Annotated in this window: 8 protein-coding genes; 6 read left to right on the top strand and 2 right to left on the bottom strand. The window is 32.1% G+C overall.

Annotated features, from left to right (window positions below; genetic code table 11):
* Window positions 1-6: 6 nt before the first annotated feature.
* The 3 genes from HYG85_RS04150 to HYG85_RS04140 all read left to right on the top strand — a co-directional run bounded on the left by HYG85_RS04150 (window position 7) and on the right by HYG85_RS04140 (window position 2,164).
* Window positions 7-567, top strand: coding sequence for an HDIG domain-containing metalloprotein (locus tag HYG85_RS04150; protein WP_212692412.1), 561 nt, complete (start codon window positions 7-9; stop codon window positions 565-567).
* A gap of 184 nt (window positions 568-751) precedes the next feature.
* Window positions 752-1,543, top strand: coding sequence for a DUF3658 domain-containing protein (locus HYG85_RS04145; RefSeq protein ID WP_212692411.1), 792 nt, complete (start codon window positions 752-754; stop codon window positions 1,541-1,543).
* Between the two features lie 186 nt (window positions 1,544-1,729).
* The gene (locus tag HYG85_RS04140; RefSeq protein WP_212692410.1) at window positions 1,730-2,164 is read left to right on the top strand and encodes a hypothetical protein; all 435 of its coding nucleotides are present in this window, start codon (window positions 1,730-1,732) and stop codon (window positions 2,162-2,164) included.
* Window positions 2,165-2,356: 192 nt separating this feature from the next.
* On the opposite strand, the gene HYG85_RS04135 is transcribed toward HYG85_RS04140, so the two are convergent.
* Together HYG85_RS04135 and HYG85_RS04130 are read right to left on the bottom strand one after the other, a co-directional pair.
* Window positions 2,357-2,710, bottom strand: a complete 354-nt coding sequence (locus HYG85_RS04135; protein WP_244971274.1) for a helix-turn-helix domain-containing protein — start codon at window positions 2,708-2,710, stop codon at window positions 2,357-2,359.
* A gap of 44 nt (window positions 2,711-2,754) precedes the next feature.
* Complete coding sequence (locus HYG85_RS04130; RefSeq protein ID WP_276515020.1) at window positions 2,755-3,117, bottom strand: helix-turn-helix domain-containing protein; 363 nt, start codon at window positions 3,115-3,117, stop codon at window positions 2,755-2,757.
* Window positions 3,118-3,243: 126 nt separating this feature from the next.
* Between HYG85_RS04130 and HYG85_RS04125 the strand changes: the two genes are divergently transcribed.
* From HYG85_RS04125 to HYG85_RS04115, 3 genes are all read left to right on the top strand, one after another.
* On the top strand, window positions 3,244-3,390 hold the full coding sequence (locus HYG85_RS04125; RefSeq protein WP_212692407.1) for a hypothetical protein: 147 nt from the start codon (window positions 3,244-3,246) through the stop codon (window positions 3,388-3,390).
* Between the two features lie 361 nt (window positions 3,391-3,751).
* On the top strand, window positions 3,752-4,195 hold the full coding sequence (locus HYG85_RS04120) for a hypothetical protein (RefSeq protein WP_212692406.1): 444 nt from the start codon (window positions 3,752-3,754) through the stop codon (window positions 4,193-4,195).
* A 20-nt stretch (window positions 4,196-4,215) separates the two neighbouring features.
* On the top strand, window positions 4,216-17,598 hold the full coding sequence (locus HYG85_RS04115) for a Tc toxin subunit A-related protein (protein ID WP_212692405.1): 13,383 nt from the start codon (window positions 4,216-4,218) through the stop codon (window positions 17,596-17,598).
* The last annotated feature ends 57 nt before the right edge of the window (window positions 17,599-17,655 follow it).

The raw sequence follows: 17,655 nt of genomic DNA, 5'->3' as shown, positions 1-17,655 counted from the left end.
AATTATATGAATAGGAATGAAGCTTTAGAATTATTAAAAGATCATGTAAAGTCAGAACAACTATACCGTCATAGTTTGGCTGTTGAAGCAGCTATGATTGCTTATGCAAAACATTTTGGAGAAGATGTAGAACTTTGGGGGAATTTAGGGCTTCTTCATGATATTGATTTTGAAAAATATCCAGAAGAACATCCCCAAATGGCTCCTAAACTCCTAGAACCAGCAGGTGTGGATCAAGATTTTATTGATGCTGTATTATCACATGGATTAGATGAAAAGGAGATGCGTACGAATACTATACGTAAGGCGTTAAGTGCTGTTGATCAGATGTCTAGCTTTATTATTGCTATAGCACTTATGCGTCCAACGCGCCTAGAAGGTTTAAAGGCAAAGTCAGTTAAGAAAAAAATGAAGGATAAAGCTTTTGCAAAAGCTATAGATCGTGCGTATCTTGAAGAAACAAGGGAAGATCTGGGAGTTGAATTTGCTGAACATGTAGATATTATAGTTAAGGGTTTAATCAATCAAGAAGAAAGATTAAATGCTGAAGGAGCTAGTTTACTGTGAGCCATACCCATTGTAGAAAGTGTGTTGAGATATGCCCATATGCATAAGATATATTAACAAATTGTGATTATAACAATATCTTTATAAAATACGATATAATATAGAAATTGTTGTGTGATAGTAACTTTTCTTTTATATATTAAGTATAACATTTATTAAATACTATAGAATAGGTGGTGTCGAAATGATTGAAGTTTGTTTTAGTGATTCAGAAAAGGGTTGTTTGAAGGTAGCGCAAAAAGAGGGCAAAGGATTAGGTAATAATTCAAAGGATGTTGTTGCAATTTTTGGTCTTGATATGCTAGAAATTAAATCAGGAGTAGTAAGTAAAAAGCGTAAAAAGTTGCTTTTTGATATGTTTAAATCTCCTTTTGATGATATTAAAAACTTTGATATTTGGTGGGAGAAGTATGTAAAAGATTTAAATATATTAATCGACAGTGCGCAAAGGGGTGAGGATATCCGTATTTGGTACAGTAATGCACCTTGTTCTATCTGTGGATTATACTTTGTGATGGCTCAAATAGAGAATTTTCAATGCAGGGTAACGGGTATTAAACTTCCCGCTATTGTGCAAAATGATAACGGTAAGATTATAGAATATTTGAGTTGGGGAGAATTAAGAGCAGAAAAGTTTTGTGAATTTCTTCATCTCGAATCTGAAATATCACAAATTGAACGTCAATTAATGGTGGCAAAATGGAGAAAATTAGAAGATGAAAATGCTACTCTTAGAGTTGTTATAAACGGAAAACTAACAAGTGTACCGAGTGACTTCTACGATTATTATATCCGTAAAGAAATTCCAGATGATCAGTTTATAATGGGACACCTTATAGGGAATGTACTTGGCAAATATCAATTTGGTATTGGTGATGATTGGATTGCTAAGCGCATAGAAAACATGATTTCAAGAGGAGAGTTACATGTAGTAAAGGATAATGAGCTAGGGTATAGAAGAATTTTAAAAAAGTGATTGAAATTCTCGAGTACTGATTAAAATGAGGAATAAAGAGTTTATACTCTGTGTTAATGATAATAAAAGAATAACGTGTTGTGGTAAAAATTACCACATACGTTATTCTTTTGTTTTCACAATAAAATCCAAATAAGGGATTCAAAAAATGAAAAACATATTAAAAAATTAGAAGAGCTTAATTATTTGATTAAAAAAGAAAGTGAATATAACATTGAACTCCACTATGAGTATTTAAGTGATATTGGATTAGTTTCCCCTTACAGATTACAAATAGAATATGCTAAAGAAATAAATTTAAAAATGTCATTTGTAAATGACCCACAAATGGTTAATGTAGCTGTTTCTCGAGCAATAAATCAGTTAATCCTTATCGCTGATACAGATGCATTCTACAAAAATGGAAATGAACTTGGAGACTTGATAAAGTACATAGAATACCATGATATAAAAAATATAGAGGAAGGACGAGTTATCTCTGTATTTGACTTACTCTACAAAGAGTATTCGCATAAATTATTAGTAAGAAAAGAAGCGCTGTCGCGAGTTAAAAAGAATATAAAATATGATAGTGAGAATAAAATGATTAGTTCTGTAAGAACTCATAGTGTCAAATTATAACTAAATGTATGCTACTCTTATACATGTTGGTTATTATTATATTTAAGTTTATATTAATATTAGTGATGTATCTAGTAGTTCTATATTTTATTAGATCTAAGATTTCCAATAATTAAAGCTTAGTAAATCATAGTTAAGGAAAAAGTATCCTAGAAAGAAAAAGGCTTGCAAATTTGCAAGTCTAAAATATACCTAATTTTCTTCTAACAATCGGTGAATATAACCAAGAACTTGTTTTCGTTGACTGTCAGTTAACTGAAGAAAGTATCTAATTGTTTGCTTATCAATTTCGTCAAGAGAATTTTGCATAGCAAGCTCGTCAATAAGCCTATCAGTTATATCATTAAAAATAATACCTTCACCAGTAGTAAACCAATTTTCGTTTACATTAAATTCTTTAATAATGGTATTCTTAACTCGAGTTGTTAACATAACAGTACCATTCTCAATATTAGCTAGGTTAGAGCGGCTCATATTAATTCTTTTGGCGAAGTCTATTTGATTTAGTTTAAGCAACTTTCTAAGTTCCTTTATACGTGATTGCATAATTAACACCTCCATAATTACATAGAATTTATATGATATTTACATTAACTACTCTTTTCTAAGAGGCGATGCATGTAGCCAAGAACTTGCTTGCGTTTATTATCATTCAAATTAATAAAATTACATATTATGTTTTTATCAATATCATCAAGAGAATTTTCAATGGATAGTCTATTGATGAGTTCTTCGGTAATATCATTAAATGCATTACCTTGTCCTGTTTCAAACCAATCAGGATTTACATTAAATTCTTTGAATATAGTATTTTTAACTCTATCAGTTAACATTATGGTACCATTTTCAATATTGGATAAATTTGATTGACTAATGTTAATTTTCTTAGAAAAAGATTCTTGAGTTAAATTTAACAATTTTCTAAGTTCTTTAATTCGTGAAATAGAGACCACCTCCCATTAGAAATAGTATATAATACCAATAAATGTTTGTCAATAATAAAAAACAGCCATTAAAAGTATTGGAACAAATAAATACTAATGTTAAAATGTTTGTAACAAATAAAAAGGAGTGGTTCGATGGATGGGCAAATAATTAAAGAATTAATAATATGCATGTCAAAACTTGATAAAGAAGAGAAACTAGAAATTCTTAATATGACTAAAGGTTTACTAATAAAAAATAATGATAATAAAAAAGACAACTATAATGTTCTATATAAATAAAAATATGATTAAGCTATGTAGGGAGAATCAAATGGAAGTAAAAAGACGTATGGATATACTTTTAAATCAACTTAATGAAGGAAAGCAGAATGATAGTGTTTTACAAGGATAATGAAATCTGTATTAGTACCTATTGATTATTTAATATAATTGATAGGTATTTTTACACATACAAGACAATCACCAGAACCATCAAACACGATTACAAGAAATACTAAGGAACCAAATAAGACAATAATAATGTAATATATAAGATGTAATACAATAGCAAAAAGCTCTTGTGAGGCAAATGCCCTTACAGGAGCTTTTTCATATTTACTTAACATTGTATTCAGTTATTAAAAAGAAAGAGGTGAAAGTAATGGATTTTTCAAAAGAGAAATTTAAGCATCTAGATCAGTTCTTTGCTAAGAATCCTGATATTTGCTTAAGAACTATGAACTTGTTGGACGAACAAGAGGTTTCTACCTTATGTTTTGACAGACTAAAAAAACATAAAGACCAGCTTATGCTTCTATTAAAAGCTTGGCAACGATTACTAAAGATATTACCTGAAAGTCAAGATGAAGTTACAGTCATTAAGAAGTTACTTAATAATAATCTACATTCAGCAGTGCAGATTGCATCCATACCTAAGAAACACTTTTTAAAAGAGTACGGGCATCTCTTTAATGATTTAGAAGAAGCAAATGCCATGTATCACAATGCCCAAATGGTGAGAAGTCAAATTGCTGTTAAATACATGAGGTTGAAGCAAAACCATGAACCTCATATTGAGGCTGCTAGATTTCGCCAACAATTATAATAAGAGAGGAGTGTAAAAGAATGAGTCAAGATAACAATACTGATTTTTCAAGTTATGAAAAAATATTTGGTGAAATAGATTTCAGAGAAGGCGATGATGCCAGATCTGTTCTATCACCAGCAGCTTATTTAGCTGATTTACTACAATTATATGAAGATGAATTTGATGAAGAAGCCGATAGCAGCTTATGGAATATGAGAAGAGAAGATATTCTTCATATACTTTTAGACGAAGAGAATACTTTTACTATGGTTCCTTATCTAGATATTGTCAATGAAATATTGGAAGGAAGAGTAGAAGGAGATACTTATGAGGTATTAAAAGGAGCTAAACATCCAATTAATCTTTCATTCAATCTAGAACATGAGAAGATAAAAAACTATTTAGCACATATGGAAATTACACAAGAACAATTATATAAACTCTTCTCTATAGATAGTAATGAGGAATTACGTAATAAGAGCAATAATATTATTGCAAGAGAATATTTAGGACTATCAGAGGAAGCTTATAATCATATCTGTAACAACACAACTGAGTTAGTATCACTCTATGGTATTACTCAAGGAGATATTGACGAAGAAGCAGATGTCTTAGAAGGAGACAATATAGATAACCTTTTAAAAGAAGATATTAATACTCTACTTACTAATGTAAAGAGGTTCATGAGAAAGACTAAGATTACATTTAAAGAGTTACTAGAATTACTATATGGAAATCTTAGTGACAATGAGTCGGAATATGCAGGAAGCTTCTACTTGAATAATAATTTATCAGGGTATGCTATATTAGATGAGGAACAAGAAAAAATTATAGGTATTGAAAATAATGATGATATGAGGATATGGTTAAGACGTGCATATCTTTTTATTTATCTAGCTAAGAAGACACAAGTATCATTTGTAGAATTAGATATGATTCTTAGGAGTTGTTGCAATAATATACTTAACGAAGAAGCTATTCTACATATGGCATATATTCTAAAATTACATAAAGATTATGAGTTGCCCATTGATATGACATGTGGACTACTTGTATCCATGAACACTCTAGGAACAGGTAATGAAGAGCAGCCTATTGATTTATTTAATAGAATATACAATGGTGATATTACTGCCATTGATAAAAATTACATCCAAGTGACAGATACTCTTCATCCTGAGTACGAGAACAGTGAATATACTAGAATCCTACCAGTTAATGAAGATGATCTCATGAGTGATGATAATATAGATTTTAGAGAAAGATTGTGTAAAGCCCTTAAGATGACTGAGGAAGATGTGGCAGCTTTTATAACCTGTTTCACTGATAGATCAGGGATTGAAGGCTTAAAAGTAACAAAGGACATGTTATTAACTAATTTAACCCTTCTCTATAGGGTAGCTACAGTAACAGAGTTCCTTGATATATCAGTAAAGGAACTATGCTATATATTAGACGTTATAAGTGATGACCCTATTATTAGAGTTCATAATGTTTTTGACAGGTTAATTGCTTATAATCCTAATATCAGGGATTGTTACACAATCTTTTCAAGTAACGATGTAACAAATAATATTTGGCTTATACAACTCATAGTATCTATCACTAAATGGATGCAGGAGAATGATTTCACTGGTGAAGAATTACGTCAGATAACATTACGTTTTCAAGCTTTTGAAGAGGATGAGCTAGAGGATGACGAAGAAACAGAAGAAATAAAAGCTCTGAAAGAAGAGAAGAAAGCTAAGATTGATTTCTTGAATAATCTTTATACTCAGTTCAAAACCCTACTATTTGAACCACAATTATTAACAACTGATGATTGTGATGATAGAACTTCAAGGGCTATTTATCGCTATATTATAGGGGGCGATAATAAAGTTGTTTCTAATAAGGATAAAGGTATTCTTCTTTGCAGTAAAGATAAGGATAGAGAGAGAGTTTCTGAAGTTGTATATGAAGCTGTTAATCATTTGGATCATCTAAGTATAGAGGATTTTACTAATACTGGATTAGAAGAGAAGATTCTTAATAAACTAAAAAATAATTTGGTTTATAGAGGTTATATTAATACAAAAGGTGATATCAATGAAAATGTTTTTCCAGAGAATGTAGAAGATTTCCAGATAACTACTGATTTTCGCGTAATGAAAGATGATGTTTTTGACATAATAGCTAATATCTATGAAGAAGCTTTAAGTGAAGAGGAATCTAGTGAAGATGTGTTAATGTCTTTATATCCATCTGATTTTGAGGAATTGAATCTATCAGAAGGTGAGCAGCAGGAACTATATGATAATCTATTATTCAACAATTATATAGATGAAGATAGTAATGTGATTGATCCTGAGTTCTTTGGATTCGTGGAGAACAAGGTATTATTTATGGTTAATGCTGATATAGTAGATTATGCTAAAGAAGTATATCAAGTTATTAAAGACAATATGCAGAAGTTTACAGATAAGGATATTGTTCTTGATAGTACTATCTTTTCACATTTACCTATAAGCGAACTTGATACAGAAAAGCTTATGACTAATCTACTATTCAACGATTATATAGATGATGAGCATGTTATTAGGGATAAAGAAGAATTGCTTAATACATCTATTGAGGATTTTAACTTAGCTATTGCTTATTATCCTTATCGTTTTGAAATACTGGATACTATTAAAAAACATATTATAGAAGTAAAAGACTATTTTTATAATGTGGATGATACTATGCTTAGAGGAGTATCAGGTTATATTGTAGCATTAGATATATACAAAAACTTAGAAGGAAGATACTTAAGAAATGGAAAGATGACTTTAGAAGGTTATAATTTCTTCAGTCAGAACTTCAACATTGAAAACTTCGAGCTTGGCGATTATTTCACTAATATCCATGAAGAAATCATTTTCAATCATATGAGTAAAATAGTAGAGGTAATTGACAGATACAGAGTTAAGCCTGCTACTTTAGAAGAATTAGGATTGAATGAGATGGAACGAGAAGAGCTTGTGGAAATGTTGGAAACCTGTGAGTATACCTATGACTATAAGCTTAATAGGGAAGAGATAGATTATTTCTTAAATGTGAATAATGCTCTTGTATTTAAAATAGAAAGATTTGATGATTACAATAAGGATATCTTCTTCTTATTACATGATATAGCTAAGGAAATGAAACAGGAGATTGATGATATTAGTCAGATTCTTATAGACCAGGCAATAATGCAGGAGGAGACATTACTTACTGCTTTACAAGATGTATATGGTATTGGAGCAGATGAGATCAGTGTTGTTATGAATAATATCATTGGAACCCATAATAGCTTAGTGGAACAATTTATGGGTCCTGTAATAGAAGCGGTTAATGTAAATGATAAGCTTATGTTAGAACCTAAGAGTACAAGATTCAACAACCTCTATCGTAGAGCGAAGCAGATTGCTATATTGATAGGAAAATTAGGTCTTACCACAGATCAGATAGAAGTAGCTTTTCATGACCAACAATTAACAGAGAAGTTTCCAGAGCATTTAATTTTACCAGAGGGTATTAAAACATTTGATGTCATCTTAGAAGGGGTAGGTTCTATAATATATCTCTTTACTAAAGATAATTATTACGCATATTCTGCTGATGATTATACCTATGTAAGAGATATGGCTGCTACAGTTAAGGTTATAGAGGAACAGGATGAAGAAGATGAGCTATATCAAGGTTTAACAGATATAGATAGATTCTATTATGAGTATAGTGAGCAAGGTGTGAACCCATTCTGTGTTGATGCTGCTTTTGTAGATTCATCAGGCACGATTCACATCATATCAGGAACTAACTACTATTGTAAAACTACCAATTCTGACCTATGGGAATTAAAAGAGAGACAATGGGGAAAAGTAGAAAATAACTTTTCTGATATTGACAAGATTGATGGAGCTTACGTAGATGAAGAAGGGAAAACTTATTTATTTTCAAAAGGTCAATATATTAGATATATATCCCATGTGAATATTAATGACCAGATTCAATATATGGATGAAGGCTATCCAAAAGATATTAATAAAAATTGGAAGGAAGAGTTTGGTAAAGAAATTCATCCATTTTTCCATAAGTCTATAGATGCTTCAATGGTGGGAATAGACCATAAAAGATATTTATTCAAGGATGATGTATATGTATCTTCAGATGACTATGTGCATCCAAAGATGATTTTAGACCGTTTTGGACATGTTAAAAATAATTTCAATAGAATGAGACATATTGATGCAGCTTTCACTATTGAAGATAAATACTATTTATTTGCTGGTGACCAAGTTATATGCTATAGGAATAATATAGAAAATAATGGAGTATATGTAGAAGAAGGTTATCCTCTTACTATTGATACATGGATGCCAGAATTACCTTATAATTTTAAAAAGAGAATAGATGCAGCTATTAACACAGACGATGGCATCTTCCTATTATCAGATGGTAAATCCATTAATATAACCTGTGATGACAAAGGATTCCATGTATCAGCCAGCGAGGAAGAGACATCTAAACAGTGGGGTATTGTCAAGAATAATATAATTGAAAATAATAAAGTAGATGCAGCATTTGTAGGATTAGATGGTAAGGCTTATGTGTTTAGTGGAGATCAGTATTATCGCTATTCTGGTGAAGATTATAAGGTTGTTGATTCTGGTTATCCAAGATTTATAGAATCTGATTGGGATTCACTATTAGAGGTAACAGCAGCATTTGTACTAGATGGCAAAACCTACTTATGTGGTATGACAGATGGTGAGTCCATGAAGTATGTTAGATATTCTACTAATGATTATACCGTAGTGGATGAAGGTTATCCAAAGACTTTAGATGATAACTGGTGGAATCTACCTTTTGCTTTGACGAAGACTGATATACCAGATACATATTTTGATACTATTGATGCTGTTTTTACTGACCAACAAGGACGTACTTATTTATTCTCTAGTAACAGATATATTTATTTTGACAATCAACATAGATGGTGGTCAGAACCAGCCTTGATGTCAGATACTTGGGGAGATATGCCATTCAAACATGTTGATGCAGCTTTTACAGGTAAGGATGGAAAAGTATATATCTTCTCTAATGAACATTACATAAGTTATAAGACTAATGATTATTCAAAAATAGATAGTAATGTACCAATTAGAATAATGGACTTTTGGGGTAATGTAAAAAATAATATTGCAGATACAGGATTAGTGGATGCTTCTATGACAGTGAGAACACCTGATAATGATGAACTTAAAGAACGTATTTACGTATTCTCCGGTAATCAATATCATAGATATACTCTACCTTTTAATATGAACAGATATGTAGATGAGGGTTATCCTAAAAACATAGCTGAAGAGCTATCTGAAGAACCAGGGTTTGAAAATCTGGATATAGATTTCTCTAATGGAATAGATTGTGCTATGGCTAATGGTAGGAATATGTACTTCTTCAAAGATGGTACTTGTACTATACTTGTAGAATCTGCATCACAAGTTCTGGATAAAACATATTCACTTATGGATGATGAAATACCTACATGTGTATTTACTCATGAAGGAAACATCTATATGCGTACTCAAAAGGATGGTAACTATAAACGCTGCAGTGATTTAGAAAGCTTGGCTGGTATAAAGTTAACTGATATTTTACCACCATTGCTTAGACCATTAGATGAAGATGGTGACGGTAAGCTTATAGAGGATAATAGGAGAATATCTTCCATTCTTGAGGGAACAGATGGTAACACATATGCTTTCTTTGATTTTAATAATCAAGATTCAGAAGATGATACAGGTAATATAGACGAAGATAATATGTATCATACCTGTTACAATTTCTTATCCAAGCAAGAGTACAGTATAGCAGAAGAATGGGGATATGTGGATAATAATATTATAAAGAATAATCATATTGATGCTGGATTAGTGGGTGTTGACGGTAATACCTATCTATTCAGTGGGGATCAACACGTTATGTATAATCATGAATCATCAAAGGAATATGGTTATATTGATAAAGTACCAAAAGTCATAGAAGAACATTTCGGACTAAGAAATGTGAATATTGCTTATGTCATAGAGGATAAAACTTTCCTATTAGAAAAGCCAGACGAACAAGGAAGATTTAGATATGTTCAGTATTCTGGTAACAATTATAGCAAACCTGATACAGGATTCCCTAAAACTGCTGATGAACATTGGTGGAATATACCTATACAGTTTGTTATAGAAGGCTTTGATCAAGTTGATGCAGTATATGTAGAAGATGATAACATCTACCTGATTCATGGGGATAAACAGCTGCAGTATAATTATTTAGAAGGAATATGGTCTTATCCAAAAGATATAAATAAGATGTGGAAGAATATACCTCTAGATAAGATTACTACTTTGTTTAAAGGTATAGACGATGCTATCTATTTCTTTGATGAAGACAAGTATTCTAAATCAGTAGATGGAGCCTTTGTCAATATCAACATAGACCCAGTGGAAGGTGAGAACAGACGGACAGATACATATGTAGAAAGTCTGAACAAGGTCTTTGGTAAGGTAGATAATAACATTGTTGAACTTAACAGAATAGATGCTTCTTTTGTTGATTCACATGGTATTACTTATTTATTCTGCGGTGATCAATATGTGCGTTATTCATCAAGTGATTATAGATATGTTGATTTTGGTTATCCAAAGAAAATCTATGAGAATCTACGTTTTGAAAAAGGTTTTGAAAATCTGGATCATAAGATTGGCAAGACAGATGATAATTATAATAAAGAAGTTATTATACAAGCAATAATAGCTAATCTAGGCACTATTTACATCTTTATAGAAGATAATTGTATAGCTTTGGCACAAGGAGAAATCAGGGAGTTGCCAATAGGTCACTTAGGAAGAATCAGAAATAATCTGCTGGAAGAAGAAAAAATAGATGCTGCTTTTGGAGATGAAAATAGAACATTCATTTTCTGTGGGGACCAATATATCCGCTATTCACAAAAAACATACGAATACGTAGATGAAGGTTATCCAAAATCAATCACAGCTATAGTTGACGAGGATTTGGGTATAGAAGCAGCTACATTCCAAGGAATATTTACTTATGATTTGGATGCAGCTCTATACAAAGATGAGAGATTATATCTTTTCAAGGGGGACAAGTATTTTTATAATAATCAGATAGCAGAAATAGCTACAGCTTGGGGTAAGATTAAGAATACCTTTAACCCAGATGAACATCTAGATGATATGGTTCAAGTAGATGCTGCGTTCTTAGATAGAGAGGGTAAACTATTTGTTTTTAAGGATAATCAGTATATTCGTTATAGTAACTTGGATAATGAATATGTAGATGAAGGCTATCCTAGAGATATTTGCAATAACTGGGGTAACATGCCTATTAAATTTGAAGAATCCATTGATGGCGCATTCATATTTGATAACAAAACTTATATGTTAAAAGGTCAAAATTATATACGATACTCAGACCCTGCTTATAAAAAGATGGATCTTATATATCCTCAATCAATAACTAACAGATGGGGAGAATATGCAGATTATCTATTAGCTGATATTAAGATTATCACTGATTATAAGTATATGGACCACATGTATATAGGAAATAATTATACTCTTACAGATTTTTTGCATCCACAGAAACATATTATAGAAGAATCCTATGAAGTATTAAGTGATATATTTAAGTGGGATGCAGAAGAAATAAAATGGCTCAAGAAAAAACACGCTTTCTTATTCAGTGGGTCACCTTATGAAGTAAATCTTAACATAGAATTACTTATAAAGATGCTATCCATTTTTAAAGTAACACAAGAAATAGACTCTACACCATCTAAGCTTTATAGATACGTATGGTCATATATCTATGGAGACAATAAGGATTTGGATGAGGCAGCTGGGTATCTGTACAAACAATTAGGACTAATGAATAGTCAGAAGGATTGGGCGATACTAAAAGAACAGATTCAAGACGAAGAAAATATTATGAAACGAGATGCATTAGTACCTTATCTCACATACGTAGAAAGTGATGTAAACAACAGTAGAGAATTGTATGAGAAGCTGTTGATTGATGTGGATATGGATAACTGTGCTAGAACCTCTAGAATCAAAGAAGCTTTAGCTTGTATGCAATTATACTTCCATAGATACTTTATGGACTTAGAAAAACCAGCGCTAGAGAATTTTGAAGATATGGATATAGTTAAAGACAAGTTGAAGTCCTATTGGGAGTGGATGAAGAATTATCGTGTTTGGGAAGCTAACCGTAAGGTATTTCTATATCCTGAAAACTATATTCGTCCTGAGCTTAGAGATACTAAGACAGAACAATTCAAGACTCTTGAAGATGAAGTTATGCAAGGAGAACTGACAGATACATTGGTTGAACAGGCTTACAAGAATTATTTGGATTCCTATGATGACGTATCCAGATTAACTGTAGCAGGTGGTTATCGCTATAACGATGATTCTACTAATGATGATAGAATCATTATTTTTGGACGCACAAAGACAGAACCAACAAAATACTATTATCGTACTGCTACATTTATTGATGGGGATACAGAGGCTGTTGAATGGGATTCATGGATTGATACTGAGCTTCAAATTGATTCCCAAAAGGTATACCCAGTATATGCCTTTGGTAAAACATTTGTTTTCTGGCCACAAGTAGAACTGGATAACAAAGAAAAAGAGAGTCAAAATGCAACAGCCAGTGAAAGTGGCGGAAAATATAATTTTAACAAGACCAAGAAAAATAATAAGGTCATAAAGATTAATTTTTCATACCTTAACTTAAATGGTAAGTGGGTTATACCTCAGACACTAGATCAAGAGATTAAGATATCAGATTTAGTAACTAAGTCCAATACAGAGGTTAAGAGTCCTGTAGGTGTAGAACTGTTTGTAAAGAAATCTGACAAATTAGATTCAGATACTCATGACAATATTGTAATCAACTGTAGTTATAGTCTTCTTGATAAGGATTTACTGAATTACAATATTTTCAAATCATTTGAAACAGGATATGAAAGAAAGAATAAGACCTTCCTATTGACACCAGAGCTATATACGGTAGTTAGCAATAACAATCCAGCTTATGAAAATATGGGACAATCAGTATTCAAAACCTTATTTGAGGAAAATATTGCTATGGAAAATGCTGTTGCTTTTAACATAGGAAAAGCACCTTGGTTTGCCTTTGATCATAAGGGTGGTAGTTTCTTATGTAAGCCATCAATGCACAATCTGGATGAAAATGAGTGGCCTAAGACTATAGATTATTCGAATCTAGGTGAAGATGTAACACATATTGATGCATCCTTCCAAGTAGATGGTACTACCTATCTTATAGTTGGGGAAAGCTACTTTGCATTTGATGGAGAGTTCATGGATGAAGAAGGAAATATACTTGATAATTATGTTAAAGGTCTTAACTATGAAAAATGGGGACATGCAGATCCTAATGATGAAAAAGTTAAAGCTGCATTTACCATAAATAATTATACGTATATCCTTAGAAACGATAATTATTTACGTTTTGAAAATGGTGAGTTCAGCCAGACACCAGTTAATTATCCAAAGAGTATTGATTTCTTGGAAACGGATATAAAATCTATCCTTGGTAATCAGGAATTCCATGTTAATTTAAATGAGATCAACATTGATTCAGCTTTTATGAAAGATGGTATTCTATATGTTATTGATGGAAAAGAAATCATAGTTGTTAATAGTGAATTAACAGCAGAAGAGTTATTGACACATGAATTTGTGCTACATCTAAAGACAGGTACAGCAATAGGGGCTGTCTCTTTATCAGATAGTGGTGTAATGGTATATAAACGAAATGATATGGTTGAATATAATTTCTACTTCTGTGAATATAACCTAAATACAAATAACTGGGATTCACATGGATTACTTATTACGGACCAAGATAATAACCCAGTAGATATTGATGCTAGCTTTAGATATAACAACGACCTATATTTGATTAAGGGTAATGAGGTTATGCAGCTTAATGATGCGCCTACATCAGATACTAGTTGGGGGACTACACAAACTATTGCTGTTAGTAGATTCTGTGATATGAGTAGTGTGGAATCAGCCACTGTAGTAGATAATAAATATCTGTATATGTTTAGTAGTGATTTATATATCCGTTATACATTGGTTAACGGCAAATTACCACAATACATGGATATAGGATACCCACAGCCTATTAGTCTAATACCTATACATGCTTCATTTACATTAGATTCAAAGAGTTATATCTTATATAAAGGCTACTATAAGAGATTAGCTATAGACAATGGACAAATTACCAATATCAATCTATATGGTTATAAAAATATGGCTGGAAGTTTATTAAACATACCAAGTGAATTTTTAAACGGTTTTGATGCAGGTGTTAATACAGGTAACTATTTGTATCTATTCAAAGATAATGCTTATGTAAAATATGACATTAATAGTGATATCAGACCTTATGAAGTGGAAGATGTACCTTATGATATCATCAGGCTCACATCAAGTACTTCTTATAAGTTAAGTACTAAGTTGTTTACTGAAGGTTTAGAAGCTTTCTTAGACCTAAGTACCCAGCAAATAGGTGAATTACCTAAGTTTGATGCTAATATAAGTAATACTACTACTATTAAGATAAACGAAGATAGAATCAAGATATATCCAATATCAGAAACTCTTGATTTTGATAGTGCTAATAGTAGTTATTATTGGGAATTATTCTTCCATGTACCATTCTTCTTGGCTCAGACATTAAATACAGCACAGTTGTTTGAAGAGGCTAAAAAGTGGTATGAATTCATATTTGATCCAACAGAGGCAGTTTGGTGGAAGTTCTTACCGTTTATAAATGCATCTACAGATGATCTATATGGAATAGAAGATGATGACGACCAAACTCAGATTAAGAAATATCTAGAAGACCCATTTGACCCTCATGCCATAGCTGCTTTACGTATTATTGCTTATGAAAAGGCTTTGGTAATGAACTATATTGATAATATTATTGATTGGGGAGATTTACTCTTTGGACAATACACAAGAGAATCTATCAATGAGGCACGTATGCTGTATATCCTAGCCTATGATTTGCTTGGTGAAAAACCGGAAATCTTAGGGGAGAGAGTATTAACTGATGATGTAGATTATGAGACACTTACAGAAGAAGTTACTAATAATGAGGATAGATACGAATTTTTATTAGACCTTGAGAATGCAAATAATCTTAGTCGTAATACTTTGATACATTTATTCTCAGGTGGTACAGTTAATGATAGCTTAGTTAATCCATATTTCTTTATACCTGAGAACTGGAATTTCATTAATTATTGGAATACTGTTGAGGATAGATTGTATAAGATTAGACATTGTATGAATATCATGGGAATCAATCAACCGTTACCATTATTCCAGCCACCTATTGACCCTATGGCTCTTGTACAGGCAGTAGCAGGAGGAATGAGTTTATCACAGGCAGTAGCTGTTAGTGATGGAAGTACTCCACACTATCGTTTCAGCTTCATGATAAATAAAGCTAACGAGTTAGCATCTAAGGTTAGCCAATTTGGTAATGACCTATTAGCTACCCTTGAGAAGAAGGATTCCGAAGAGCTTAGTCTTCTACAGCAAAAGCAGGAGAATACTATCTTGACTATGACTCGCAAGATTAAAGAAGATCAGTTACAAGAGGCTATAGAAAATACAAAATCATTAGAGGAGAGCCTAAAGAGTACTGAGAACACTATTAAACATTATAATGATTTAATAAATACAGGATTCATACCAGCAGAGATAGCTCAGATGAGTCTTATGTCTATGGGTGCTGCATTCATGACAACAGCTTCTATCGCCAAATTTGTTAATATGGGTGTTTCACTCATTCCTAAGGCTATAGTAGGAACGTTCACTTATGCAGAAGTTAATACAGATGGATTGCTGGAAAACTTCTCAGAAGCTACAGAAACCTCTGGTGAAAGCATTAATATGCTAGGTGAGATTGTAGGTATGAAAGCTAATCTGGAGCGTATGAAAGAAGATTGGCGATTACAACTTAAGATGGCGAAAAGTGAAAAGATACAATTACAGCATCAGATCAATGGTTCCAAATTATCAGAACGTGTGGCTCAGACAGAGATTGATATTCTAGAAGAAGAAATTAGACAAAACGATTCAGTTAATACATTTATGAAGAACAAGTTTACAAATAAAGAGTTATATAACTGGATGGCAGGCAAATTATCTACATTATATTTCAAGACTTATAAACTTGCACATAAAATGGCAAAATCTGCTCAAAAAGCATTCCAATACGAGAGAGGTATGAAGGAAAGTGAAGTAAATTATATCTCATCCATGTACTGGGATAGCTTAAGAAAAGGTCTGTTGGCAGGAGAGAGTTTGGGCTATGATTTAGACACAATGGAACAGGCATATATAGAAAGTAATAGTCGTGACTTGGAGATAGCCAAACCTATATCTCTACTAGAACTTGACCCATTTGCACTAGTTAGTCTTAAGGAAAAAGGAGTTTGTGAGTTTAATTTGACAGAATCTCTATTTGATTATGATTTCCAAGGACATTATGGTAGACAAGTTAAGACCATATCAGTTGTATTTGATATGGGAGAAGGTAAAGCACCTGTTAATGCTACTTTGACACAGTTAAGCCATAAGACCATTATTGAACCAGATGTGAAAGCCGTTAAGTACATGATTGACCCTAAAGATGTTCAGCCAACTTCTATTCGCTCAGATTGGAGAGTTAATCAGCAGATTGTCTTATCACCAAGAGGTGAGTATGAAGATAATAACGGATTATTCGAGCTTCGCTATGATGATGAACGTTATTTACCATTTGAAGGTACTGGTGCAGTATCAAGATGGCGATTAGAACTTAATGGGAAAAAGGTATCATATAATCCTAAGGACTTAAAAGATGTCATTGTCAACCTTAAGTATACAGCAAAACAAGGCGGACAAAGTTTTGGAGATGCTGTCAGAGGTATGTTAAAGCCATATCATGCTTTACATTTTATAAATATGGCAGAAACATTTGGTGATAGCTGGACTGATTTCCTACAAAGTGATGATGAGCTGGCTGTGACAATAACTAGAGATATGTTACCTAATATGGCAGGAAGCAAGATTGATGGTATCTACATGGTAGGTGACCTTTATGAAGAAGGTAAGTTAGGAATGATACTTGATAGTGGTAAAACATATAATCTGGAAAGTGGTAAGTATGTTGAGACAAGCGGTTTGAGTATCAGTAGTAGAGGTTCACAGTGGAGCTTTACTCTAAAAGGAGATAAGCACAATGTTAAAAATGTAGGACTCATTATAGGATATAAGGCTTCCGTATAATAGTTACTGACAAGAGAGAAAACTATCAAGTTTTTCTCTCTTGTTTTTTATAATAAA

The sequence above is a fragment of the Vallitalea guaymasensis genome, assembly GCF_018141425.1.
Lineage (GTDB): Bacteria > Bacillota > Clostridia > Lachnospirales > Vallitaleaceae > Vallitalea > Vallitalea guaymasensis.
The sequence above is the reverse complement of the archived record's forward strand: the minus strand, read 5'-3'. Positions and strand labels throughout refer to the sequence as shown.